Here is a 24,204-nt window from a genome sequence, read left to right on the forward strand (position 1 = left end):
GCAAAACCCCATCATGGACCCTTCCCCTGGTATCACCTTCGCCACACTCTTCGCCGATTTCGGCATGATTCTTTTTGCTCTGGTCCTGGTACTGCTCAACGGTTTCTTCGTTGCCGCGGAATTTGCCATGGTCAAGCTGCGCTCCACCCGGGTGGAGGCCATCGCCCACACCAACGGCTGGCGCGGGCAGATCCTGCGCACCGTGCACAGCCAGCTCGACGCCTACCTGTCGGCCTGTCAGCTGGGTATCACCCTCGCCTCCCTCGGCCTGGGCTGGGTCGGTGAGCCGGCGTTTGCGCATATCCTCGAGCCCTTGCTGGGTGCCGCAGGCGTCGAATCGCCGGAAGTGATCAAGGGTGTGTCGTTCTTTGCCGCCTTCTTTGTGATTTCCTACCTGCACATCGTGGTCGGCGAGCTGGCGCCCAAATCCTGGGCGATTCGCAAGCCCGAACTGCTGTCGCTGTGGACGGCAGTGCCGCTCTACCTGTTCTACTGGGCGATGTACCCGGCGATTTACCTGCTCAACGCCAGCGCCAACGCTATCCTGCGTATCGCAGGCCAGGGCGAGCCTGGCCCGCACCATGAGCACCATTACAGCCGTGAAGAACTCAAGCTGATCCTGCACTCCAGCCGTGGCCAGGACCCAAGCGACCAAGGCATGCGCGTACTGGCCTCGGCCGTGGAGATGGGCGAGCTGGAGGTGGTCGACTGGGCCAACTCCCGGGAAGACCTGGTAACCCTGGACTTCAATGCCCCGCTCAAGGAAATCCTCGCGCTGTTTCGCCGCCACAAATTCAGCCGCTACCCGGTGTATGACGCCGAGCGCAATGAATTCGTCGGCCTGCTGCACATCAAGGACCTGCTGCTGGAGCTGGCGGCGCTCGATCACATCCCCGAGTCATTCAACCTGGCCGAGCTGACGCGTCCGCTGGAGCGCGTGTCGCGACACATGCCGTTGTCGCAGTTGCTGGAGCAGTTCCGCAAGGGCGGCGCGCACTTTGCCCTGGTGGAAGAAGCCGACGGCAACATTATCGGCTACCTCACCATGGAGGATGTGCTGGAAGTGCTGGTGGGCGATATCCAGGATGAACACCGCAAGGCCGAGCGCGGCATCCTGGCCTACCAGCCGGGCAAACTGCTGGTGCGCGGCGACACCCCGCTGTTCAAGGTCGAACGTCTGCTGGGCGTGGACCTGGACCACATCGAAGCCGAAACCCTGGCCGGCCTGATCTACGACACCTTGAAACGGGTGCCGGAAGAAGAAGAAGTGCTGGAGGTGGAAGGCCTGCGGATCATCATCAAGAAGATGAAAGGGCCGAAGATCGTGCTGGCCAAGGTTGTGATGCTGGATTGAATCTTGTGTGGCGAGCCCGCTTGTTGTGGCGAGCGGGCTTGCCCTAATGCCGTTCAGTTAAGCGCAGATTCCCTGTGGCGAGCAGGCTTGTCCTGCGTTGGGCTGCGCAGCAGCCCCAAAATCAGGCGCTGAGCCGTATCAGGTACACCGCGTTTTGCTCGATGGGGGGCGCTTCGCACCCCAACGCGGGGCAAGCCCGCTCGCCACAATAAGCCCACACATTTTCCTTAACTGAACGGCATTAGGGCTTGCCACAGAGAGGTGGTCGGCTGGAAATACTCATGCGCGGCGCTTGATGATGAGAGAGAGCAAGCCCCTCCCACATGGGAAGATCAGGCACCCGGCACAAAATGCTTCTGCGCCGTGCCGCGCGCGATCAGGCGGGAGATGTAGTCGAGCTTCTGCGCGTCCTGGTCGATGAACCGGAAGGTCAGTTGCAGCCAGTCGCTGTCGGGCCTGGGCTCGAAGGCGGCGATGGCGTGCAGGTAGCCGTTGAGGCGCGCGACTTCGGCGTTGTCGCCCTGCTCAAGGTCGAGCACGGCGCTTTCCAGCACCTGGGGCAGTACTTCGCCGCGACGCACCACCAGCAGCGCCTCCTTAATGCTCAGGGCCTTGATCACGCACTGCTGGGTGCCGCTGGACAGACGCAACTGGCCCTGGCCACGACCGCTGGCAGGCGAAGCAGCCGGGGCGGACGGCGGTGGGATGTTGAGCAGGCCTTTGCTCGGCGCCGCCACCGGAGCCGCCCGGACGGCTTCGGGCTTGCCGCCGGTGAGAGCACTCAGGGAATCGTTGCCGAAGGCCGAGCTCATCCTGGTCGGTGCGCTGGCGATCAGCGCGTCGAGGCGGCCCACTTTGTGCAGCGCCTGACGCACCTTGCTCAGCAACTGTTCGTTGGTAAACGGCTTGCTGACGTAGCCGGAAACACCGGCCTGGATCGCCTGCACCACGTTTTCCTTGTCGCCACGGCTGGTCACCATCACGAAGGGCATGGCCTTCAGGTGTTCCTGTTCGCGGCACCAGGTCAGCAACTCCAGGCCGGACATCTCCGGCATTTCCCAGTCGCACAACACCAGGTCGTAGGCTTCGCGCATCAGGATGGATTGCGCCTTTTTGCCGTTTACCGCGTCTTCAAGCTTGATCCCCGGGAAGTAATTGCGCAGGCACTTCTTCACCAGGTCGCGAATAAACGAGGCGTCATCCACCACCAATACACTGACTTTACTCATCGACCCTTCATCCTTTAAAAACCTTGGCTGGCAGCACGCCTGACTGATGGCATTTTGCCAAAACTCTGCAATTACGTTCGGACTTTATTTCGCCTTTGGCGCAATAACATTCAACTGGCCCCAAACGAAAACGCCCGGCCAATGGCCGGGCGTTAATTTCACGGGCAACCTTACTTATCGTCAGGTTCGCCCGGAACATTAGGCATTTGATCGGCAGTGCCCTCAACTTCGGCTTTCATGCGCTTGAGGCCCATGTGCCGTACGTCGGTGCCGCGCACCAGATAAATCACCAATTCAGAGATATTGCGCGCGTGATCGCCGATGCGTTCCAGCGAACGCAGCACCCAGATAATGTTCAGGACCCGCGAGATAGAGCGTGGGTCTTCCATCATGTAGGTGGCCAGCTCGCGCAATGCGGTCTTGTATTCGCGGTCGATGATCTTGTCGTACTGCGCCACCGACAGCGCCAGATCGGCATCGAAGCGGGCAAATGCGTCGAGGGCATCGCGCACCATGTTGCGCACCTGATCGCCAATGTGGCGCACTTCCACGTAGCCGCGCGGCGCTTCGCCTTCTTCGCACAGCTGGATGGCCCGGCGCGCGATCTTGGTGGCTTCGTCGCCGATGCGCTCAAGGTCGATCACCGACTTGGAAATACTGATGATCAGACGCAGGTCGGAGGCCGCCGGCTGGCGACGGGCGAGAATGCGCAGGCATTCCTCGTCGATATTGCGTTCCATCTGGTTGATCTGGTCGTCGATCTCGCGCACTTGCTGGGCCAGGCCCGAGTCGGCCTCGATCAGCGCGGTGACCGCATCGTTGACTTGCTTCTCTACCAGCCCGCCCATCGCCAGGAGGTGACTGCGCACTTCCTCAAGCTCGGCGTTGAACTGCGCGGAGATGTGATGGGTAAGGCCTTCTTTGCTAATCATGGGTTTGCTCCGCAAACGCTGTAAGCCACAAGCTACAAGCTGCAAGTTGATAGGTGTCGTTGCATTGAACTGCTCTTACTTGCCGCTTGAAGCTTGCGGCTCGCAGCTGCTCCAACTAGCCATACCGCCCCGTAATATAGTCCTCGGTCTGCTTCTTCGCCGGATTGGTGAACAGGGTGTCGGTGTCGCCGAATTCCACCAGCTTGCCCATGTACATGAACGCGGTGTAGTCGGAAACCCGTGCCGCCTGCTGCATGTTGTGGGTCACGATGACGATGGTGAATTTGGATTTGAGTTCGTAGATCAGCTCTTCGACTTTCAGCGTGGAGATCGGGTCGAGGGCCGAGCAGGGTTCGTCGAGCAGCAGCACTTCCGGCTCCACGGCGATGGTACGTGCGATCACCAGACGCTGCTGCTGGCCGCCGGACAAGCCGAGTGCCGATTCGTGCAGGCGGTCCTTGACCTCGTCCCACAGTGCCGCGCCCTTGAGCGCCCACTCCACCGCTTCGTCGAGGACGCGCTTCTTGTTGATGCCCTGAATGCGCAGGCCGTACACCACGTTTTCGTAGATGGTCTTGGGAAACGGGTTGGGCTTCTGGAACACCATGCCGACGCGACGACGCAGCTCGGCCACGTCTTCGCCCTTGCGATAGATGTTGGTGCCGTAGAGGTTGATCGCGCCTTCCACACGGCAGCCGTCCACCAGGTCGTTCATGCGGTTGAAGGTGCGCAGCAGCGTGGACTTGCCGCAGCCGGACGGGCCGATGAAGGCGGTCACGCGCTGCTTGGGAATGTTCATGCTGACGTCGAACAGCGCCTGCTTTTCACCGTAGTACAGGCTCAGGCCAGGCACTTCGATGGCCACGGTTTCCTGGGCCAGGCTCAGGCTCTGCTTGTCGCGACCCAGGGCGGACATGTTGATGCCGTGGGATTGGGTTTCATGTTGCATGGTCTCACTCCGTTCGTAGCTGCCAGCGTCTAGCTGCAAGCTGCAAGATTTGAGCAAAAGCGGCTTGTAGCTTGCCGCTTGTGGCTAATGGCTTTAGCTGTCCAACGCTTTGTACTTCTCGCGCAGGTGGTTACGGATCCACACCGCCGACAGGTTGAGCGTGGCGATCACCAGCACCAGCAACAGCGCAGTGGCGTACACCAGCGGGCGAGCCGCTTCGACGTTGGGGCTCTGGAAGCCAACGTCGTAGATATGAAAGCCCAGGTGCATGATCTTCTGGTCCAGGTGCAGGTAAGGGTAGTTGCCGTCCACCGGCAGCGACGGCGCCAGTTTCACTACGCCCACCAGCATCAGCGGCGCCACTTCGCCAGCGGCGCGGGCCACGGCGAGGATCATGCCGGTCATCATGGCCGGGCTGGCCATTGGCAGCACGATCTTCCACAGCGTTTCCGCCTTGGTTGCACCCAGCGCCAGGGAGCCTTCACGCACGGTGCGCGGTATGCGCGCCAGGCCTTCTTCGGTGGCCACGATCACCACCGGCACTGCCAGCAGCGCCAGGGTCAGCGAGGCCCACAGCAGGCCCGGCGTGCCGAAGGTGGGTGCCGGCAGGGCTTCGGCGAAGAACAGGCGGTCCACCGAGCCACCCAGCACATACACGAAGAAGCCCAGGCCGAACACGCCATAGACGATGGCCGGGACGCCCGCCAGGTTGTTCACGGCGATGCGGATAACCCGCGTCAGGGTGTTCTGCTTGGCATATTCGCGCAGGTACACCGCCGCCAGTACGCCGAACGGCGTCACGATCATCGCCATGATCAGCGTCATCATCACGGTGCCGAAAATCGCCGGGAAGATCCCGCCTTCAGTGTTGGCTTCCCGTGGGTCATCGCTCAGAAATTCCCAGACCTTGCTGAAGTAGAAGCCGATCTTGGTCAGCGTGCCCATCGCGTTCGGCTGGTAGGCGTGCACCACCTTACCGATGCCGATTTCAATTTCCTTGCCATTGCCGTCGCGCGCCGTCAGCGCATCGCGGTTGAACTGGGCATGCAGGTCGGCCAGACGCGCCTCGATATCCTGATAACGCGCGTTCAGCTCAGCGCGGTCAGTCTCCATGTCGGCCTGGGCGGCGGCGTCGAGCTTGCCTTCCAGTTCCAGTTTGCGCCCGTGCAGGCGGATGCGTTCAAGACCGGCGTTGATCGCGCCAATGTCGGACTTCTCCAGCGTCTTGAGCTGAGCGGCCAGTGCGTTCACACGGTCGACGCGGGCTTGCAGCTCCGGCCACGCAGCCTCGCCTTCGGCGATCACCTTGCCGTCCTGTTTGACGTTGACCAGGGTGCCGTAGAAATTTCCCCACTCACGACGCTCGATGGTCATGAGGTTCTTCGGCGTGGTCTGGTCCTTCAACCATTCGCCGACAATCCAGGTGAAGTCATTGCCGTTGAGGTCGCGGTTGCCAACCTTGATCAGCTCGCGGGTCATGAACTCCGGGCCCGCATCGGGCACCGGCAGGCCCGCGCTTTTCAGGCGTTCGCGCGGTACTTCTTCCTTCTGCACCACTTCGCCGATGACAATATGGTTTTCCTGGCCCGGCACGTTGTAGCTGGCCTGGATCAGGTCGGCCGGCCAGAAGTGGCCCAGGCCACGCACCGCAATCACGGCCAGCAAACCCAGGGTCATGATGACCGCGATGGACACCGCGCCACCGCTGATCCAGACGCCGGGGGCGCCGCTCTTGAACCATCCGTTCAGGGAGTTCTGTTTCACAGACTTCTACCTTTCTTAAAGCGACGAGTATTTCTTGCGCAGACGCTGACGGATCAGCTCGGCGAGGGTGTTCATGACGAAGGTGAACAGCAGCAGCACCAGCGCCGAGAGGAACAGCACGCGGTAGTGACTGCCGCCGACTTCCGACTCCGGCATTTCTACCGCGACGTTGGCCGCCAGCGTGCGCAGGCCTTCGAACAGGTTCATCTCCATCACCGGGGTGTTGCCGGTGGCCATCAGCACGATCATGGTCTCGCCCACGGCGCGGCCCATGCCGATCATCAGCGCCGAGAAAATCCCCGGGCTGGCGGTCAGGATCACCACGCGTGTCATGGTCTGCCACGGCGTGGCGCCCAGCGCCAGCGAGCCCAGGGTCAGGCCGCGCGGCACGCTGAACACGGCGTCTTCGGCGATGGAGTAGATGTTCGGGATCACCGCAAAACCCATCGCCAGGCCCACCACCAGTGCGTTGCGCTGGTCGTAGGTAATGCCCAGGTCGTGGGAGATCCACATGCGCATGTCGCCGCCGAAAAACCAGGTTTCCAGGTACGGGCTCATGTACAGCGACAGCCAGCCCACAAACAGAATCACCGGGATCAGGATCGCGCTTTCCCAGCCATCGGGAACCCGCAGGCGGATCGACTCAGGCAGGCGGCTGAACACGAAACCGGCCACCAGGATGCCAATCGGCAGCAGCATCAGCAGGCTGAAAATCCCCGGCAGATGCCCCTCCACATACGGCGCGAGAAACAGACCGGCGAAGAAGCCAAGGATCACCGTCGGCATGGCTTCCATCAACTCGATCACCGGCTTGACCTTGCGGCGCAGGCTCGGCGCCATGAAGTAGGCGGTGTAGATCGCTGCGGCCACCGCCAGCGGCGCGGCCAGCAGCATGGCGTAGAACGCTGCCTTCAGGGTGCCGAAGGTCAGCGGTGCGAGGCTCATCTTGGGTTCGAAATCGGTATTGGCGGCGGTCGATTGCCAGACGTATTTGGGCTCGTCGTAGTTCTCGTACCAGACCTTGCTCCACAGCGCGCTCCATGAAACCTCGGGGTGCGGGTTGTCGAGTAGCAACGGTTGCAGCTTGCCACCGGCCTCGACGATCACCCAGTTGGCCCGAGGCGACAGGCCGTACACGCCCTGGCCGTCGACCACCGGATCGACCAGCAGGGTGCGGTGCGCGGTGCTGTGGAATACGCCGAACTGGCCGGACGCATCCAGTGCGGTGAAGCCCTTGCGACGCTCTTCGGCGCTGATTTCCACAATGGGCGAGGTGCCCATCTGGAACGTGCGGATCTGCTTCAGGCGCTGCTCGCCATCCGGGTCGCGGGCCATGAACCACTGGGCCAGGCCACCCTTGGAGTTACCGACGATCAGCGAGATACCGCCTACCAGCTGAGTGCTGGCGGTGATTTCAGCGTTGCCGTCTTCGAGCAATTTGTAGCGACCGTTGAGGTTTTTGTCGCGCAGGCTGAACACATCGGCCAGGGCGCGGCCGTTGATCACGTACAGCCATTGCTGGCGCGGGTCGATGAAGATCGCCTTCACCGGCTCGGTCATCTGCGGCAGCTCGATGCGCTTCTGCTCGCTGGTGACTTCGCCGGTCATCATGTTTTCTTCGCGGCTCAGGGACAGCACGTTCAGGAACGAGCCGGCGGAACCGGCCAGCACCAGCGTGGAGTCGGTGGCGTTGAGGGCCACGTGCTCCAGCGGGCGACCGGCGTCATCCAATACGATCGGCGTTTCGCCGTACGGGTATTCGATGGCAGGGCTGATGGTTTTCTTGCCGTCCGGGTAGGACACCTTATAGGTGTGGCGGAACACCAGAGACTGACCGTTGGACAGGCCGAGCACCACCAGCGGGCTGCCGGGCTGGTCTTCACCGATGGATGCCACGCTGGCACCGGCAGGCAGCGGCAGGTCGACACGCTTGAGTTCTGCGCCGGTGGTGATGTCAAAGAACAGCGCCTGGCCTTTGTCGGAAACCCGCATGGCCACCTGGTTCTGTTCCTCAAGGGAAATCATCAGCGGCTTGCCCGCGTCCTGGATCCAGGCCGGGGTGAGTGCGTCTTCTCTGGTCAGCGAGGCGCCCTGGAACAGCGGTGCCACTACATAGGCAAGAAAGAAGAAAATCAGCGTGATGGCGCCGAGGACGGCGAGACCGCCGACCAACACGTACCAGCGGGTCAGGCGGTCCTTGAGCGCGCGAATGCGGCGCTTGCGTTGCAGCTCAGGCGTATTGAAATCAATGCGCTTGGGGGGGGAAGTCGTCGTCATGGTGGAATTGGCCAGATCATTCATGCGCACACCCTAGCGGTCCTGTATGACAGAAAGATGACAATGCGGTGACGCAGGAAATCCGCCGCGCAGCGAGGCTGGCAGCGGATAAAAGAATTTTTGGTGCAGGCCGCTTGTGTGGGAGCCGGGCTTGCCCGCGATGGCATCAACACGGTTCAACGTTAAACCGCGTCGCCAGCATCGCGGGCAGCCCGCTCCCACAGAGAAGCGTGCATCTACACCCGGTATTACGGGCTTAGTTGCCTTCTTTCAGACCCAGGTCAGCCAGTGCCTTGGCGGCAACCTTGGCTGGCAGTGGGATGTAGCCGTCTTTCACGACAACTTCCTGGCCCTGTTTCGACAGTACCAGCTTCACGAACTCGGCTTCCAGCGGTGCCAGCGGCTTGTTCGGGGCTTTGTTGACGTAAACGTAGAGGAAACGCGACAGCGGGTACTTGCCGTTCAGGGCGTTTTCTTCGGTGTCTTCGATGAAGTCCGTGCTGCCCTTCTTGGCCAGAGCCACGGTTTTCACGCTGGCGGTCTTGTAGCCGATGCCCGAGTAACCGATGCCGTTGAGCGAAGAGCTGATCGACTGCACAACCGAAGCCGAGCCAGGCTGTTCGTTCACGTTAGGCTTGTAGTCGCCTTTGCACAGGGCTTCTTCCTTGAAGTAGCCGTAGGTGCCGGATACCGAGTTACGACCGAACAGTTGCACCGGCTTGTTGGCCAGGTCGCCGGTCACACCCAGGTCGCCCCAGGTTTTCACGTCGGCTTTGGCACCGCACAGGCGAGTCGACGAGAAGATCGCGTCGACCTGTTCCATGGTCAGGTGCTGGATCGGGTTGTCCTTGTGCACGAACACAGCCAGGGCATCCACGGCCACCGGAATAGCGGTGGGCTTGTAGCCGTACTTCTGCTCGAAGGCAGCCAGCTCGGTGTCCTTCATCTTGCGGCTCATCGGGCCCAGGTTGGAGGTGCCTTCAGTCAGCGCAGGGGGTGCAGTGGCGGAGCCGGCAGCTTGAATCTGGATGTTGACGTTCGGGTATTCCTTCTTATAACCCTCGGCCCACAGGGTCATCAGGTTAGCCAGGGTATCGGAACCGACGCTGGACAGGTTGCCCGACACACCAGTGGTCTTAACATAAGCCGGGATTGCCGGGTCAACACCAGCGGCCACCGCGTTGGCGGTCGCAACGCCAGCAGCGACAAAAGTCATTGCCGCCATCAAACGCTTCAGTTTCATGCCTTGCTCCTAGCAGATAGGGATAGTTGGATCGGGGCCAAGTATCGAGAGGCCGTGTGAACACTCTATGTCGAGAATATGACAGTTAGATGAAAGGCCACTATCGCAAGCAAGGGGGACTTGAGCGTCCCAAGGGGATTCCCACGCAAGCGTGGGACCCATCAATCAGCGTCCACGCTTCCAGAGGTACCCGCCCACCAGCGCGCCCATCACACACAGCGCGGCAACATAGTAGGCAGGACCCATCGGGCTTTCCTTCATCAGCAACGACACCGCCAGCGGCGTCAGCCCGCCGAAGATGGCGTAGGCCACGTTGTAGGAAAACGACAACCCGCTGAAACGCACCACCGGCGGGAAGGCTTTGACCATGACGTAAGGCACCACACCGATCACGCCGACAAACAGGCCGGTCAGGGTGTACAGCGGGAAGAGCCAGTTCGGGTGCTCGATGAGGCTGTGGTACAGCGTCCACGACGTCGCCAGCAGCAGCAGACAACCGCTGACCAGCACGCGCCCGGCACCGAAGCGGTCGGCCAGTGCGCCGGAAGCGATGCAACCCAGGCTCAGGGTCACGATGGCCAGGCTGTTGGCCTGCAGCGCTACTGTCGGGCTGAAGTGGTAGACGGTTTGCAGCACGGTCGGGGTCATCAGGATAACCACCACGACGCCGGCCGACAGCAACCAGGTCAGCAGCATCGACAGCACGATGGCGCCACGGTGGTCGCGCAGTACCGCACGCAACGGCAGCTCGGCGGCCAGGGCCTTGCGTTGCTGCATCTCGGCAAAGATCGGCGTTTCATGCAGCCAGCGCCGCAGGTACACCGACAGTAGACCGAACACCCCACCAAGCAGGAACGGGATACGCCAGGCGTAATCCGAGACCTGCTCGGGGCTATAAAGCGTGTTGATGGCAGTGGCCACCAGCGATCCCAACAGGATGCCGGCGGTGAGGCCGCTGGTCAGGGTGCCGCAGGCGTAGCCAATGTGACGCGGCGGAACGTGTTCGGAGACGAACACCCAGGCGCCGGGCACTTCGCCGCCAATGGCCGCGCCCTGGATGACGCGCATCAACAGCAATAACAGCGGCGCCCACAGGCCGATCTGCGCGTAGGTTGGCAGCAGGCCCATGATCAGCGTCGGCACGGCCATCATGAAGATGCTCAGGGTAAACATCTTCTTGCGGCCCAGCAGGTCGCCGAAGTGCGCCATGATGATGCCGCCCAGCGGGCGCGCCAGGTAGCCGGCCGCAAAGATGCCGAAGGTCTGCATCATGCGCAGCCATTCGGGCATGTCGACGGGAAAGAACAGTTTTCCGACCACGGTGGCGAAAAACACGAAGATGATGAAGTCGTAGAATTCCAGCGCCCCGCCCAAGGCAGACAGCGACAGGGTTTTATAGTCGTTGCGGGTCAGCGGGCGCGAAGGTGGCGCACTGCTTGCGGGCACGGAGGACATGGCAAGGCTTCTCTTATAGTAATCAGCGTAATGAAGGACACACGCCGTGACGGGCGGCGGCTTGGCAAGATAGCAAATCGCTTGTAAAAGCACAGCGCCAGGAGAACAGTTGCGCGCAAAAGCCGCCGTACAGCGCTTGATTAGTGACCAAATGAGCCCCCGGAGGTCGTAGTGACGCCAACCTGTGGATATACTCGGCCCTTGCAAGTGCAAGACCCGCAGTCTTGACGGGCTGCTGTGCCAAAACGCCGTTGGGTGCCATCCAGCCGATTTGGCAGAGTTTCCCTTCAGTACGCCTTACGAGAAACGCATCGAGCGGTGTATGTTGGTGCTGAAACGTTTTTTCGCAAGACGGCTATCCATTTGAAATACCCATGAAGCGTCACGGGTCAGAGGCACCCTCGGCATGATCGAACTCGAACAAGAAGATCCAATCCCGCAAGGCGATCTCGCCCTGCAAATCACCGCGCTCCCCCGTGAAACCAACGGTTTTGGCGATATCTTCGGCGGCTGGCTGGTTGCGCAGATGGACCTGGCTGGCACGGCAATGGCCAGCAAGGTCGCCGGTGGTCGCGTGGCCACCGTGGCGATTGATCGCATGGCCTTCCTGGTACCGGTGGCGGTGGGCGCGCAGTTGTCCTTCTATACCCAGGCCCTGGAAATCGGCCGCAGCTCGATCCAGATGATGGTCGAAGTGTGGAGCGACGACCCGCTGTCCAGTGAATGGCGCAAGGTGACCGAGGCGGTCTTCGTGTTCGTCGCCATCGATGGCAGTGGTCGCACCCGCTCGGTGCCGTCACGCGCGCGTTAAACCTCGCGCGGTTTTGACGGTCCATTGCCCCATTGCCTGCCATTGAGAGAGCTGTGACATGCCGACGCCCCACGTTGAAACCGTAAAGATCGACGAGCTGGACTGCTGGCGTATTCGCCACAACGGCGCCGAACTGATGGTGGCCCAACAGGGCGCGCATATCTTCAGCTATCAGCGTCAGGGCGAGCAGCCGCTGATATGGCCGAACCCCGACGCGGTGTTCAAGCAAGGCAAAGGCATTCGTACCGGTGTGCCGGTGTGCTGGCCATGGTTTGGCGTGTTCGACCGCAACCCGCAGAGCGTGAAGGCGATGCGCCAGAGCGAACAGCCGGCCGGTGCCCATGGTTTTGTGCGAACTGCGATCTGGGAATTGGCTGCGACCGAACTCGAAGGTGAAGCACTGCGTGTGGACCTGGTCCTGCCAGCGCCTGTCGGCGGCTTTCCTGGCTGGCCCCATCAGGTCGACCTGAAGCTGAGCCTGCTGCTGGACGACCCACTGCACATCCGCCTGACCAGCCACAACCGTGACGACCACACCGTGACACTCAGCCAGGCGCTGCACACCTATTTCGCGGTCAGCGATGTGCGCAACGTGCAGGTTGAGGGTCTGGATGGCCTGACGTATATCGATACCGCCGATGGCTGGACCGAGAAACAGCAGTCCGGCCTACTACCGTTCGCCGCCGAGACCGACCGTATCTATCTCGACACTCCGACGCAGCTCAACATCGTCGACAAAGACTGGCAGCGCCGCATCCAGCTCACCAGCCAGGGCTCCCACTCCACCGTCATCTGGAACCCCTGGACCGAACGCGCCAAAGCCTTCGACGACATGGCCAACGATGGCTGGACGGGCATGTTGTGCATCGAGACGGCGAATGTGCTGGATGATGTGGTGGCATTGGCCCCGGGCGAAAGCCACACCCTGGCCGTGAGCATCACAGCCCTCCCCCTGTAAACCCGATTCAACTGTGGGAGCTGGCTTGCCTGCGATAGCATCACCTCGATATTACTGACACACCGAGGCGTCTGCATCGCAGGCAAGCCAGCTCCCGCACGGGCAGGTTTCTTACAGGTCGGATTCCTTCACTACGCGGACCTTGCCCGCATCCAGCGCATACGCCGCATCCGCCAGATCGTTATTCACCTTCTCCACCTTCAACGTTCCCGTGACCCACAGCGGCGTGTAGATATCATCCAGCTTCAGCCCCTTGGGATAGCGCACCAGCACCAGCTGGTTGGGCGGCGGTGGCGGCACGTGGATACAGGCGCCCGGGTATGGCACCAGGAAGAACAGCGTGCTGCGACCCTTTGCATCGGTTTCCAGCGGCACCGGGTAGCCGCCGATGCGGATGTTCTTGCCGTTCATGGCGGCCACCGTCTTGGTGGAATACATCACCGCCGGCAACCCCTTGCTTTGCTTGAGGCCACCCTTGTCGGTGAACGTGCCTTGGGCTTCGGGGGAGTTATGGTCGATCTCGGGCATGGCTTCGAGGGCTTTCTGGTCCGACAGGGGCATCAGGTCGAGCCAGTCGGTTTCCGGCAGTTCACCGGCGTGCGCCAGGCCTGAGCCCAGCAAGAGGAGTGTCAACAGTAGACGGCGCATGGAGAAGCTCGGCAAATTCAAGTGCCGAGTATTCTAGCCCTCTGCGCCTGCGCAGCGCAGAGGACTTTGTCGGCTGATTACTTCCTTTTGATCAGGCCGTAGATCACCAGCAGTACGATGGCACCGACCAGTGCGCCGATGAAGCCTGCGCCTTGACCGGCCTGGTAGATACCCAGCGCCTGACCACCGTAGGTCGCGGCCAGGGAGCCGGCGATACCCAGCAGGATGGTCATGATCCAGCCCATGCTGTCGTCGCCGGGCTTGAGGAAGCGCGCCAGCAGGCCGACGATCAAGCCGATAAAGATGGTTCCGATGATACCCATGGCATTTCCCTCTGATTGGTGTGAGTCATGCCAAAGCCTGGTCAGGCTTTGCCATCCTGCAATCAGAGGGACGGCGGCAACCAATGGTTCCCGTCATCGCCAGGCTTATTGTTCGGCGATCAGCGCTTCGACCTTGAGGATCTGCGCCTGCAGCGTCGCACGGTCCTTGCAACGCAGGTTGGCGTGGCCGACCTTGCGCCCGGCCTTGAAGGCCTTGCCGTAGTGATGCAGGTGGCAATCATCGATGGCGATCACACGCTCCACGGGCGGCACCGAACCGATGAAATTGAGCATGGCGCTCTCGCCGACTTTGGCCGTGGAGCCCAGCGGCAAGCCCGCCACCGCCCGCAGGTGGTTTTCGAACTGGCTGCACTCGGCGCCTTCGGTGGTCCAGTGCCCGGAGTTGTGCACCCGTGGTGCGATTTCGTTGGCCTTGAGGCCACCGTCCACTTCAAAGAACTCGAAGGCCATCACCCCGACGTAGTCCAGCTGCTTGAGCACGCGGCTGGAATAGTCTTCGGCCAGGGCCTGCAACGGGTGATCGGTACTGGCCACGGACAGCTTGAGGATGCCGCTGTCGTGGGTGTTGTGCACCAGCGGGTAGAAACGGGTTTCGCCATCGCGGGCACGCACGGCGATCAGCGATACTTCGCCGGTGAACGGCACGAAGCCTTCCAGCAGGCAGGCGACGCTGCCCAGCTCGGCGAAGGTGCCCACCACGTCGGCCTCGGTGCGCAGCACTTTCTGGCCCTTGCCGTCGTAACCCAGGGTGCGGGTCTTGAGCACCGCCGGCAGGCCGATGCGGGCGACGGCGGCGTCCAGGTCCGCCTGGGACTGAATGTCGGCGAAGTCCGGGGTCGGAATACCCAGGTCCTTGAACATGCTCTTTTCGAACCAGCGGTCGCGCGCAATGCGCAGTGCTTCGGCGCTCGGGTACACCGGCACGAATTGCGACAGGAACGCCACCGTTTCAGCCGGGACACTTTCGAACTCGAAGGTCACCAGATCGACTTCCTCGGCCAGTTGGCGCAGGTGATCCGGGTCACTGTAGTCAGCGCGCAGGTGTTCACCCAGGGCCGCCGCGCAGGCATCCGGCGCAGGGTCCAGGAAAGCGAAGTTCATCCCCAGCGGGGTGCCCGCCAGAGCCAGCATACGACCCAGTTGGCCGCCACCGATTACACCGATTTTCATCAATAACAACCTCAGGCGATGCGTGGGTCTGGATTGTCCAGCACGCTGTCTGTCTGCTCGGCACGGAATTTTTTCAGCACCGCGTGGAACTGCGGGTGCTTGGCGCCGAGGATGCTGGCCGCCAGCAAGGCGGCGTTGATCGCGCCGGCCTTGCCGATCGCCAGGGTCGCCACCGGGATGCCGGCGGGCATCTGCACGATGGACAACAGCGAGTCCACGCCCGAGAGCATCGACGACTGCACTGGCACCCCAAGCACAGGCAGGTGGGTCTTGGCCGCACACATGCCTGGCAAATGCGCCGCACCGCCGGCACCGGCGATGATCACCTCGATGCCACGGGATTCTGCCTCATCGGCATACTGGAACAGCAGGTCCGGAGTGCGGTGGGCGGAGACCACCTTCACTTCGTACGCAATGCCGAGTTTTTCCAGCATATCGGCGGTGTGGCTAAGGGTGGACCAATCGGACTTGGAGCCCATGATCACGCCAACCAATGCACTCATCGTCGTGCCTCTTCTCTCTGGGCGCCCGCAGGCGCGTCAAAAAACAACAAGCCACGCAGGAAATCCGGCGTGGCTTGGTGTACGAAATAAGGCCGGTTGGACCGGCCGAAGGCCGCGCAGTATACCGTAATAATCGGGATAAACAGCCCCTTGGATGACCATCTGTCCAGCGGTGCAAAGTAGCGGTTTTATTGACTTAAGAGTCAGTCCAAAGCACCGCGAAATAATGTGGGAGAGGGCTTGCCCCCTCCCACATTTTGCCCTGTGTTGGGCCCGAGGTTGAACTCAGGTGTTTTGCGCGGCGCCACCTTCGAGCTTGCGCCACAACAACCGCACATTCGCCTTGCGCACCAACGCGCAGCGATACAGGCGAATCTCCAGTGGCACATGCCACTGCGGCCCGCCACACACCACCAGTTCGCCCCGCGCCAGTTCCGCGCGTACGCTGAGTTGCGGCACCCAGGCAATGCCCAGGCCTTCCAGCGCCATACTCTTGAGGCTGTCGGCCATCGCGGTTTCGTACACGGTGGTAAAACGCAGCGCGCGCTGGCGCAGCAGCAGGTGCACCGAACGGCCGAGGAATGCGCCGGCGCTGTAGGCCAGCAACGGCACGCTGCCCTCGCCTTCCAAGTCGAACAGCGGCTTGCCGTCGGCGTCGGCAGCGCATACCGGGAGCATTTCGGTGTTACCCAGGTGCAGCGAAGGGAAGATTTCGGCGTCCATCTGCATCGCGGCATCCGGGTCGTAGAACGCCAGCATCAGGTCGCAACCGCCTTCGCGCAGGGCGTGCACCGCGTCGCCGACGTTGGTGGCGACCAGCCGCGTGGCGATGTTCAAACCTTCGTTGCGCAGTTGGGCGATCCAGCGCGGGAAGAACCCCAGCGCCAATGAGTGGGCGGCGGCCACTTGCATGACTTCGCCCTGCCCGCCTTCCAGATGATGCAAATGGCGCAGCACTTCGCCCAACTGTTCGACCACCGTACGCGCGGTGACCAGAAACAGTTGCCCCGCCGCCGTCAGTTCCACCGGTGTGCGCGAACGGTTGACCAGCGTCAGGCCCAGCGCGGCCTCCAGGCTGCGGATACGCCGACTGAACGCCGGCTGGGTGACGAACCGCCGCTCCGCCGCCTGGGAAAAGCTGCGCGTCGCCGCCAGGGCGCTGAAGTCTTCCAGCCATTTGCTCTCAAGGTTCATCACTGCCTCCCAAGGCCACGCACCCATTTGGCACACACGCCCGTCATGATAGCCGGGTCACGCCGACATTATGCCGTTTGTGCATAGCCCAGTGTTTAACAGCATTGGCCCAAAAACGTCCACACGCCTAGCATTCGCAGCGTTCCGGCCTGTTCCGGGTCCCTATCGAGATGATTTCCGTCATGTCCTCCGCTGCATCATTCCGCACAGAAAAAGACCTGCTTGGCGTACTCGACGTACCCGCTCAAGCGTACTACGGCATCCAGACCCTGCGAGCGGTGAACAACTTCCGCCTCTCGGGCGTTCCGATTTCGCATTACCCGAAATTGGTGGTCGGTCTGGCAATGGTCAAGCAAGCGGCAGCGGATGCCAACCGCGAGTTGGGTCAGCTCAGCGAAGCCAAGCACGCGGCCATCAGCGAAGCCTGTGCCCGCTTGATCCGCGGCGATTTCCACGAAGAGTTCGTGGTGGACATGATTCAAGGCGGCGCCGGCACTTCAACCAACATGAATGCCAACGAAGTCATCGCCAATATCGCGCTGGAGGCCATGGGTCACCAGAAGGGCGAATACCAGTACTTGCATCCCAACAACGACGTGAACATGGCGCAGTCGACCAACGACGCCTACCCGACCGCGATCCGCCTGGGTCTGCTGCTGGGCCATGACGCGCTGCTGGCCAGCCTCGACAGCCTGATCCAGGCCTTCGCCGCCAAGGGTGTGGAATTCGGCCATGTGCTGAAAATGGGCCGCACCCAGTTGCAGGACGCCGTGCCGATGACCCTTGGCCAGGAATTCCGCGCCTTCGCCACCACCCTCGGTGAAGACCTGGCCCGCCTGAAAACCCTGGCGCCAGAGCTGTTGACCGAAGTGAACCTGGGCGGCACCGCCATCGGTACTGGCATCAACGCCGACCCGCGTTATCAGGCCCTGGCCGTACAACGCCTGGCCGTTATCAGTGGCCAGCCAGTAGTCCCGGCCGCGGACCTGATCGAAGCCACTTCCGACATGGGCGCCTTCGTACTGTTCTCCGGCATGCTCAAGCGTACCGCCGTGAAGCTGTCGAAGATCTGCAACGACCTGCGCCTGCTGTCCAGCGGCCCACGCACCGGCATCAACGAGATCAACCTGCCGGCCCGCCAGCCAGGCAGCTCGATCATGCCCGGCAAGGTCAACCCGGTGATCCCGGAAGCGGTCAACCAGGTGGCATTCCAGGTCATCGGCAACGACCTGGCGCTGACCATGGCGGCCGAAGGCGGCCAACTGCAGCTGAACGTGATGGAGCCGCTGATCGCCTTCAAGATCTTCGACTCGATCCGCCTGCTGCAACGCGCGATGGACATGCTGCGCGAACACTGCATCGTCGGCATCACCGCCAACGAAGCGCGCTGCCGCGAACTGGTGGAACACTCCATCGGCCTGGTCACCGCGCTGAACCCCTACATCGGCTATGAAAACGCCACCCGCATTGCGCGAATCGCCCTTGAAAGCGGTCGCGGCGTGCTGGAACTGGTGCGCGAAGAAGGCTTGCTCGACGACGCCATGCTCGACGACATCCTGCGCCCCGAAAACATGATCGCTCCACGTCTGGTCCCGTTGAAGGCCTGATGTCCGTTGCACTGCTCACCAGGTTGAGGGACTAGACACCTCTCACCTTTTGAGGGCCTGAAGATTTGTTCTTCAGGCCCTTTTTTTTGAGTACGTCACCCAGGCAATGGGCGTGCTCATCCCGGCACATATTTGAACGGATCATTACCCCGATTTTTATGGTTCATCGCCTTACGCGCCTCGTCCGGCGGACGCACCATTTGCACGGTGACGCTGCCGTCCGAGCCGGTGTAAACAACTGCGCTCACGCCGCCGTTCTTGTAGCTGGCGATTGTTGCGAGATTGATTTGCACGAGGGTGCTGCTGACGCCTGTGTTGCCCAGCCGGCGACCGATGTCGTAACCCTCTTCGACGTTGCCCAGTTCGATGCCATGGCCGTCAGTGTTGAGGGCGTGCAAGGCGTTATTGAAGGCGATTTCGCCAGCGATATTGTCGATGCTGTCGTAGAACACACGCACGGGCTTCTGGTCTCTGGGCAAGGTGTCGAGTGCCTTGAGCCAGGCGGTTTGCAGCGCCTTGGCCTGTAAGGCGGGTTTTAGCAACGTGCCGGTTTCGTCGTGCATCGAGACTTTGACAGGACGGTGCAGGTAGCCAAGTACCGGTGCGGCGTCGAACTCTGCGACTTGATGGCGCGCCCATCGGGCGGGGAGCCAGGGGGAAGGCGTAAATTCGCCGGAGCCTCGGTTGCTCAGGGTGCGCCAGAGGTCGGGGAGCTGGGCGTGCCAGTAGGCGGAGGACATGGCACCGGGACCATTAGGCTCTTTAGCGCCTTTGGCACGTTCAGCCTCCTCGTAGACTTTTCTGAACGCAGGAGCGTGCTTCCAATAAAACGCCCACAACTTGCCCAGATCGGTATTTTTGTTCTGATTGTCTTCTCTGTCATTGGTCACGTAAGGCCGGATGTAGCGATCCACCCGATCTGAGCGCGTTACCAGCAGGCCGGTCATGCTTTCAAACACCGTTGGCACGACTTGAAGCCAACCAGGCAAACCTGGAGTACCGGCAACGCGATAGACATCTCGCGTCACATCTCCGTCTTCACTGATGATCAGTGCCTGGGGCACCTGAGGGTTTTCATCAAAAAAGCTGAAAAGCCGTTCAACGCTGCTCTGAGCGTGGGTTGTATTTTCGGCATCTTGCCAAAGGACCAAGGTTACGCCGAGTGTCGCGGCGTTACGTCCTCCCATGATATTGCTGGCTGCTCCTATATCTTTAGGTCGCTTGGGTGGACCAATTGCAAAGACCGGAATCGGCCAGTACGCCACCGAGTTGCCCCCCGAATACTTGAAAGCCACGCGGATATTGAGGCTCTGGGTGGTTTCGCGTGAAGTCAGCGATGGATCGTAGTCACTGGGATTTTGCGAATAGATAGAGGAAAAGTTGTCCTTTTTCTTCTCTATTGCGCGCCATATCGACGATTGGTGCCAATCGTCCACCGCAAGCCCCGTACCGCGAATTTCCAACGCGTAAGTGCGTGTCTGCTCGGCTATTTTCTCTGCTTTTTTGGCCATGGCCCGGGTTCGATAATCGTCCAGTCGCGCATCGGTAGCGGCCTCGGTCTTGGCCGCCCAATGAGCACTAAAAACTATCACCAACAGCCCCAATACCCCTGCAAGTTTCCAGTGACTCTCCGTACGCATTTCTTTAATACCTTGGCTGCCTGTCTGTAAGAAAGTGCCTATAAACCAGTCGAATCCGAACCAAAAACCGAGTAGTAGGGCTGCCGCGAAGAAGTAGCCACAGGTGACTGGCTTTTACTAAAGCCTGAGCTTCTTTACTCAACCGGAACTCGGATCATTCCGGCAATGGGCGTGCTCATCCCGGCCCACCCTATTTAAACGGATCATTACCCCGGTTTTTATGGTTCATCGCCTTACGCGCCTCGTCCGGCGGACGCACCATTTGCACGGTGACGCTGCCGTCCGAGCCGGTGTAAACAACTGCGCTCACGCCGCCGTTCTTGTAGCTGGCGATTGTTGCGAGATTGATTTGCACGAGGGTGCTGCTGACGCCTGTGTTGCCCAGCCGGCGACCGATGTCGTAACCCTCTTCGACGTTGCCCAGTTCGATGCCATGGCCGTCAGTGTTGAGGGCGTGCAAGGCGTTATTGAGGGCGATTTCGCCAGCGATATTGTCGATGCTGTCGTAGAACACACGCACGGGCTTCTGGTCTCTGGGCAAGGTGTCGAGTGCCTTGAGCCAGGCGGTTTGCAGCGCCTTGGCCTGTAAGGCGGGTTTTAGCAACGTGCCGGTTCCGTCGTGCATCGAGACTTTGACAGGACGGTGCAGGTAGCCAAGTACCGGTGCGGCGTCGAACTCTGCGACTTGATGGCGCGCCCATCGGGCGGGGAGCCAGGGGGAAGGCGTAAATTCGCCGGAGCCTCGGTTGCTCAGGGTGCGCCAGAGGTCGGGGAGCTGGGTCTGCCAGTAGGCGGAGGACATGGTGCTGGGGGCATGGTGCTGGGGGCATAAAGGGGATTGGCACCCTTGGCGCGTTCAGCTTTTAAGTACCAATCGTCGAATGCACGACTACGATCCCAATAAAAGGCCCACAGCTTGCCAAGGTCAGTATTCTTGTTTTGATTGTCTTCTTTATCATTGGTCACGTAAGGCCGGATATAGCGATCCACCCGATCTGAGCGCGTTACCAGCAGGCCGGTCATGCTTTCAAACACCGTTGGCACGACTTGAAGCCAACCAGGCAAACCTGGAGTACCGGCAACGCGATAGCCGTTGCGCGTGACATCACCGTCCCGGCTCACGATCAAAGCCTGTGGCACCATTGGATTGTCATCGAAAAACTGAAACAGTCGCTCAATCATGCCCTGAGCATGGGTGGTGTTTTCCGCATCCTGCCAAAGGAACAACGTGACGCCCAGAGTGGCAGCATTACGCCCTCTGTTAATATTGCCAGCAGCGCCTATGTCGCCAGGCTGCTTAGGCGGGGCAATTGCAAACACAGGTATAGGCCAATACGCCACCGAGTTGCCCGCCGAATGCTTGAAAGCCACGCGGATATTGAGGCTCTGGGTGGTTTCTCGTGAAGTCAGCGATGGATCGTAGTCACTGGGATTTTGCGAATAGATGGAGGCAAAATTATCTTTTTTCTTCTCTATTTCGCGCCATATCGACGATTGGTGCCAATCGTCCACCGCAAGCCCCGTACCGCGAATTTCCAACGCGTAAGTGCGCGTCTGTTCGGCTATTTTCTCTGCTTTCTTGGCAATAGCCTGGGTTCGATAATCGTCCAGTCGCGCATCGGTAGCGGCCTCGGTCTTGGCCGCCCAATGAGCACTAAAAACTATCACCAACAGCCCCAATACCCCTGCAAGTTTCCAGTGACTCTCCGTACGCATATCTTTAATACCTTGGCTGCCTGTCTGTAAGAAAGTGCCTATAAACCAGTCGAATCCGAACCAAAGGCTGAGCAGTATGAATGCCGCAAAGAAGTAGCCTTTAAGCTTTGGCCTCACATCCCACCAACCCTGATCAGCGCTCATCGGGAAGCTCCTTTTCTCGGCAACCCGGCGACCAACGTTGGCGGTGTCAGCGGTACCAGGTCAGCGGAAGGAAACGTACCTTTGTCGTAGTACAAATAGCTGGCTGTCACCAATTCCTGCGCTTGCGTACTTAATCGCGCCCAGCCCGGTAGTTCTTGCACCTTTTTGAATTGGTCTTCATTCAACTTCCAATCCGCAATCGCCACCAACACCGCTCTCATCACCGGATCATTCAGGCACTCGGCCTGCCCAATCGCAATGTCCATCGCGGTCACCCACCGATGGTTTTCCGGACTGCGCAACACCCCTGAGTGATAGGAGTTTTCCTCCCACGCTGTGCTGTCCACGTCCATACGGGCACGTGCTTCCCGTGGCGTTTCTTCACGCTCATGGCGCGAATGCCGGGTGGACTTGCGCACCGCGCGGGTGTGGTCTTCAGGGTCTTTGCTTTGCGCGTTAAAACGCGCCAGTGCTTCGTTTTGGGTAGTCAACGGAGGGTCATATTCGGCCGGCATTTGAATCCATTTAAACGTGGCCGCCTCCTTGCCCAGCGCCACGCTCTTGCCCACATCGTCGGGCCGGTCCAGCCCTGCGGTGGTCGGCGTACCGCTTATCGCCTCGCCGCCAAACAGGTGCGGGGCATGGGACGGGTGCAGCGCCTCGGCATTGATGTGGCGTTCCTGACCTTCGCGTATTCCGGCCCGGGAGACGAGTGCGGGGATTGACCACCCACCGGGATGGTAAGACTCTGCGCCAGCCCGCACCTGCTCGGGTTGAGGAGCCTTGCCCACCAGCACAGGCTCGCCGTCCCGATGGCGCTTGGTCCACATCCGCTGATAAAAGCGCAAGGACTGCAATGCCGTCATCGCCGCTGTGCCATTGGGCAATACATCCGGCATGCCAAAGGTGCCGATGCCCTGAACGTCTTTGAGCGCAACGGTGGTGTCGTCCGGGCAGAAGTACAAATAGACCTTGCCGCGATTGTCGCGCTCGGGAAATACCGTCAATGCCTGGTTTTTATCCAGCCGAGTCCCTTGCTCGGGAGACCATCGTGGTCCCGACCGTCCGCCATACGTCCGAAGATTTCTGAGGTGCGCAAGTGGCGGCTGCGCGTGGGGGGCGGTGGTGGTCGCTGTGACGATGCGTATCAGCGTCGCCAGGGTGTCGCTGCCCTTGGGCGTCACCTCGGGCAATACGCTGTAAGGCGAGTCCACCATGATGAGCGTGTCGGCACAGCGCTGGTTGTCGTCCACCAGCAGCGCCTGGGCCAGCAGACTGATCAGGGTGCCTTGGCTGTGGCCCATAATAGTGATGGTTTCATCAGGAGAGAGGCGACGGATCTCCCGAACCAGCATCGCTAACCGATGCGCCGCCAGCACAAAATAGTGACGCAAAGGTGCATGGTCGAGGTACAGATAATTGCTGGTTTTATTGGCCGCCCAGGATTTGATGTCTGGCTTGAACCCCTCGCCATACATCTGATTCAGGTTGTTGGTGGCGTTGGTGAAATACCCGCCGCCCTTGGCAAAGTGGCGGTCCAGCCGATTGCCATGCACGTCCTGGTATTGGTTGCGCATTTTGAAGGGGTCACCGGCATCATCGCGCTTGATATGTTCCGGTGCAGCTCGGTAGCCCCAGTAGAACGGGATCAATAGACTGCGGGTTGCGGGGGCCTCTGCGTCACGTTGGTAAAGATAAGTATCCGGGTCGTCGAGAATCTGCTCTTCGTTATCCTTGCGTTGTTCACGCGGCATTTCCCTGGCCGCCTTGTATTTAGCGCCATATTGCCCCGCTTTAAGATCCGGGCGGTCCAACCGCTCATTCACGCCCTGGCACAATCCGGTCTCAACCGACTCATAAGATGCCCCCGGATCGTTAACCCCATGCAAAAAAATCACCACGCCAGGGAGGTCCGCAGGCACCTCCATTTTGAGGGCTGTCCAGCAGTTTGGAAGCAGGCGGGTGGTGCGCTGCGCCACCGTGTAAAAGCCGGAATTACTCATAGGCTTTAACCTCCTGACGCGAGGCGCTCACCTGAGCGCGCTGCATGACCTCCTGTTCATCGATAACAGTCATCCCTTTGCTCCTGGATTTCACAAGAGCGCAAAGGTTAAAGAATGAATATCTGGGAATGCTGTCGGAAAATTTCCTTTTTTCGGTCGGGCGCCTCCCAATCTCAACAGCCCCAGAATGCGCAGACGCTCGGTATAAAAAGCCCGTTTCGCGCAGCACTTCCGACAGGACACTAAGAGGTAGCGATGTGGAT

At 60.6% G+C, this 24,204-nt stretch carries 20 protein-coding genes; 4 read left to right on the forward strand and 16 right to left on the reverse strand.

What is annotated here, in order from left to right; genetic code table 11:
- Positions 1 to 13: 13 nt before the first annotated feature.
- Complete coding sequence (locus JOE32_RS16930; RefSeq protein WP_057006318.1) at positions 14 to 1,354, forward strand: hemolysin family protein; 1,341 nt, start codon at positions 14 to 16, stop codon at positions 1,352 to 1,354.
- Positions 1,355 to 1,686: 332 nt separating this feature from the next.
- Here JOE32_RS16930 and JOE32_RS16935 read toward each other — a convergent pair whose 3' ends face one another.
- From JOE32_RS16935 to JOE32_RS16965, 7 genes are all read right to left on the reverse strand, one after another.
- Complete coding sequence (locus tag JOE32_RS16935) at positions 1,687 to 2,583, reverse strand: response regulator (RefSeq protein ID WP_209986509.1); 897 nt, start codon at positions 2,581 to 2,583, stop codon at positions 1,687 to 1,689.
- Between the two features lie 170 nt (positions 2,584 to 2,753).
- Entirely contained in the window at positions 2,754 to 3,515 is a 762-nt protein-coding gene (phoU, locus tag JOE32_RS16940) for a phosphate signaling complex protein PhoU (RefSeq protein WP_057006316.1), read from the reverse strand.
- A gap of 115 nt (positions 3,516 to 3,630) precedes the next feature.
- Positions 3,631 to 4,464 carry a phosphate ABC transporter ATP-binding protein PstB gene (gene pstB, locus JOE32_RS16945; protein WP_003231719.1) on the reverse strand — a complete coding sequence of 278 codons (834 nt, stop codon included), beginning with the start codon at positions 4,462 to 4,464 and terminating at the stop codon, positions 3,631 to 3,633.
- Between the two features lie 93 nt (positions 4,465 to 4,557).
- Positions 4,558 to 6,228 (reverse strand): phosphate ABC transporter permease PstA, encoded by a 1,671-nt coding sequence (pstA, locus tag JOE32_RS16950; protein ID WP_209986513.1) that lies wholly within the window; start codon positions 6,226 to 6,228, stop codon positions 4,558 to 4,560.
- Between the two features lie 15 nt (positions 6,229 to 6,243).
- Entirely contained in the window at positions 6,244 to 8,277 is a 2,034-nt protein-coding gene (locus JOE32_RS16955) for an ABC transporter permease subunit (RefSeq protein WP_209990580.1), read from the reverse strand.
- 484 nt (positions 8,278 to 8,761) lie between these two features.
- Positions 8,762 to 9,748: a phosphate ABC transporter substrate-binding protein PstS gene (locus tag JOE32_RS16960; protein WP_015886581.1), complete on the reverse strand. Its 987-nt coding sequence runs from the start codon at positions 9,746 to 9,748 to the stop codon at positions 8,762 to 8,764.
- Positions 9,749 to 9,913: 165 nt separating this feature from the next.
- The gene (locus JOE32_RS16965; protein WP_209986517.1) at positions 9,914 to 11,203 is read right to left on the reverse strand and encodes an MFS transporter; all 1,290 of its coding nucleotides are present in this window, start codon (positions 11,201 to 11,203) and stop codon (positions 9,914 to 9,916) included.
- Between the two features lie 406 nt (positions 11,204 to 11,609).
- Between JOE32_RS16965 and JOE32_RS16970 the strand changes: the two genes are divergently transcribed.
- A complete protein-coding gene (locus JOE32_RS16970) occupies positions 11,610 to 12,014 on the forward strand; it encodes an acyl-CoA thioesterase (protein WP_003176975.1) in 405 nt (134 codons plus the stop codon).
- Positions 12,015 to 12,072: 58 nt separating this feature from the next.
- Entirely contained in the window at positions 12,073 to 12,972 is a 900-nt protein-coding gene (locus JOE32_RS16975; RefSeq protein ID WP_209986520.1) for a D-hexose-6-phosphate mutarotase, read from the forward strand.
- A 111-nt stretch (positions 12,973 to 13,083) separates the two neighbouring features.
- Here JOE32_RS16975 and JOE32_RS16980 read toward each other — a convergent pair whose 3' ends face one another.
- The 5 genes from JOE32_RS16980 to JOE32_RS17000 all read right to left on the reverse strand — a co-directional run bounded on the left by JOE32_RS16980 (position 13,084) and on the right by JOE32_RS17000 (position 16,831).
- On the reverse strand, positions 13,084 to 13,620 hold the full coding sequence (locus tag JOE32_RS16980; RefSeq protein WP_050784921.1) for a DUF3299 domain-containing protein: 537 nt from the start codon (positions 13,618 to 13,620) through the stop codon (positions 13,084 to 13,086).
- A 77-nt stretch (positions 13,621 to 13,697) separates the two neighbouring features.
- The gene (locus JOE32_RS16985; protein ID WP_057006311.1) at positions 13,698 to 13,943 is read right to left on the reverse strand and encodes a GlsB/YeaQ/YmgE family stress response membrane protein; all 246 of its coding nucleotides are present in this window, start codon (positions 13,941 to 13,943) and stop codon (positions 13,698 to 13,700) included.
- 105 nt (positions 13,944 to 14,048) lie between these two features.
- Positions 14,049 to 15,134 carry a 5-(carboxyamino)imidazole ribonucleotide synthase gene (locus JOE32_RS16990; RefSeq protein ID WP_209986523.1) on the reverse strand — a complete coding sequence of 362 codons (1,086 nt, stop codon included), beginning with the start codon at positions 15,132 to 15,134 and terminating at the stop codon, positions 14,049 to 14,051.
- A gap of 11 nt (positions 15,135 to 15,145) precedes the next feature.
- The gene (gene purE, locus JOE32_RS16995) at positions 15,146 to 15,637 is read right to left on the reverse strand and encodes a 5-(carboxyamino)imidazole ribonucleotide mutase (RefSeq protein WP_003231730.1); all 492 of its coding nucleotides are present in this window, start codon (positions 15,635 to 15,637) and stop codon (positions 15,146 to 15,148) included.
- A gap of 285 nt (positions 15,638 to 15,922) precedes the next feature.
- Complete coding sequence (locus JOE32_RS17000; RefSeq protein WP_010566930.1) at positions 15,923 to 16,831, reverse strand: LysR substrate-binding domain-containing protein; 909 nt, start codon at positions 16,829 to 16,831, stop codon at positions 15,923 to 15,925.
- A 182-nt stretch (positions 16,832 to 17,013) separates the two neighbouring features.
- Here JOE32_RS17000 and aspA point away from each other — a divergent pair, with 182 nt between their 5' ends.
- On the forward strand, positions 17,014 to 18,438 hold the full coding sequence (aspA, locus tag JOE32_RS17005) for an aspartate ammonia-lyase (protein ID WP_209986528.1): 1,425 nt from the start codon (positions 17,014 to 17,016) through the stop codon (positions 18,436 to 18,438).
- Positions 18,439 to 18,554: 116 nt separating this feature from the next.
- Here the strand turns inward: aspA and JOE32_RS17010 are convergent, their stop codons facing one another.
- The 4 genes from JOE32_RS17010 to JOE32_RS17020 all read right to left on the reverse strand — a co-directional run bounded on the left by JOE32_RS17010 (position 18,555) and on the right by JOE32_RS17020 (position 23,941).
- Positions 18,555 to 20,078, reverse strand: coding sequence for a DUF2875 family protein (locus JOE32_RS17010; protein WP_209986530.1), 1,524 nt, complete (start codon positions 20,076 to 20,078; stop codon positions 18,555 to 18,557).
- 190 nt (positions 20,079 to 20,268) lie between these two features.
- Positions 20,269 to 20,880 (reverse strand): DUF2875 family protein, encoded by a 612-nt coding sequence (locus tag JOE32_RS25145; RefSeq protein ID WP_280922748.1) that lies wholly within the window; start codon positions 20,878 to 20,880, stop codon positions 20,269 to 20,271.
- Positions 20,829 to 21,938 carry a DUF2875 family protein gene (locus JOE32_RS25150; RefSeq protein WP_280922749.1) on the reverse strand — a complete coding sequence of 370 codons (1,110 nt, stop codon included), beginning with the start codon at positions 21,936 to 21,938 and terminating at the stop codon, positions 20,829 to 20,831. The genes JOE32_RS25145 and JOE32_RS25150 overlap by 52 nt, the downstream gene beginning before the upstream one ends.
- The gene (locus JOE32_RS17020) at positions 21,935 to 23,941 is read right to left on the reverse strand and encodes a DUF3274 domain-containing protein (protein WP_209986532.1); all 2,007 of its coding nucleotides are present in this window, start codon (positions 23,939 to 23,941) and stop codon (positions 21,935 to 21,937) included. The genes JOE32_RS25150 and JOE32_RS17020 overlap by 4 nt, the downstream gene beginning before the upstream one ends.
- Positions 23,942 to 24,204: the final 263 nt, after the last annotated feature.

The sequence above is a fragment of the Pseudomonas sp. PvP025 genome, assembly GCF_017832155.1.
In the GTDB taxonomy this organism is placed as follows: domain Bacteria; phylum Pseudomonadota; class Gammaproteobacteria; order Pseudomonadales; family Pseudomonadaceae; genus Aquipseudomonas.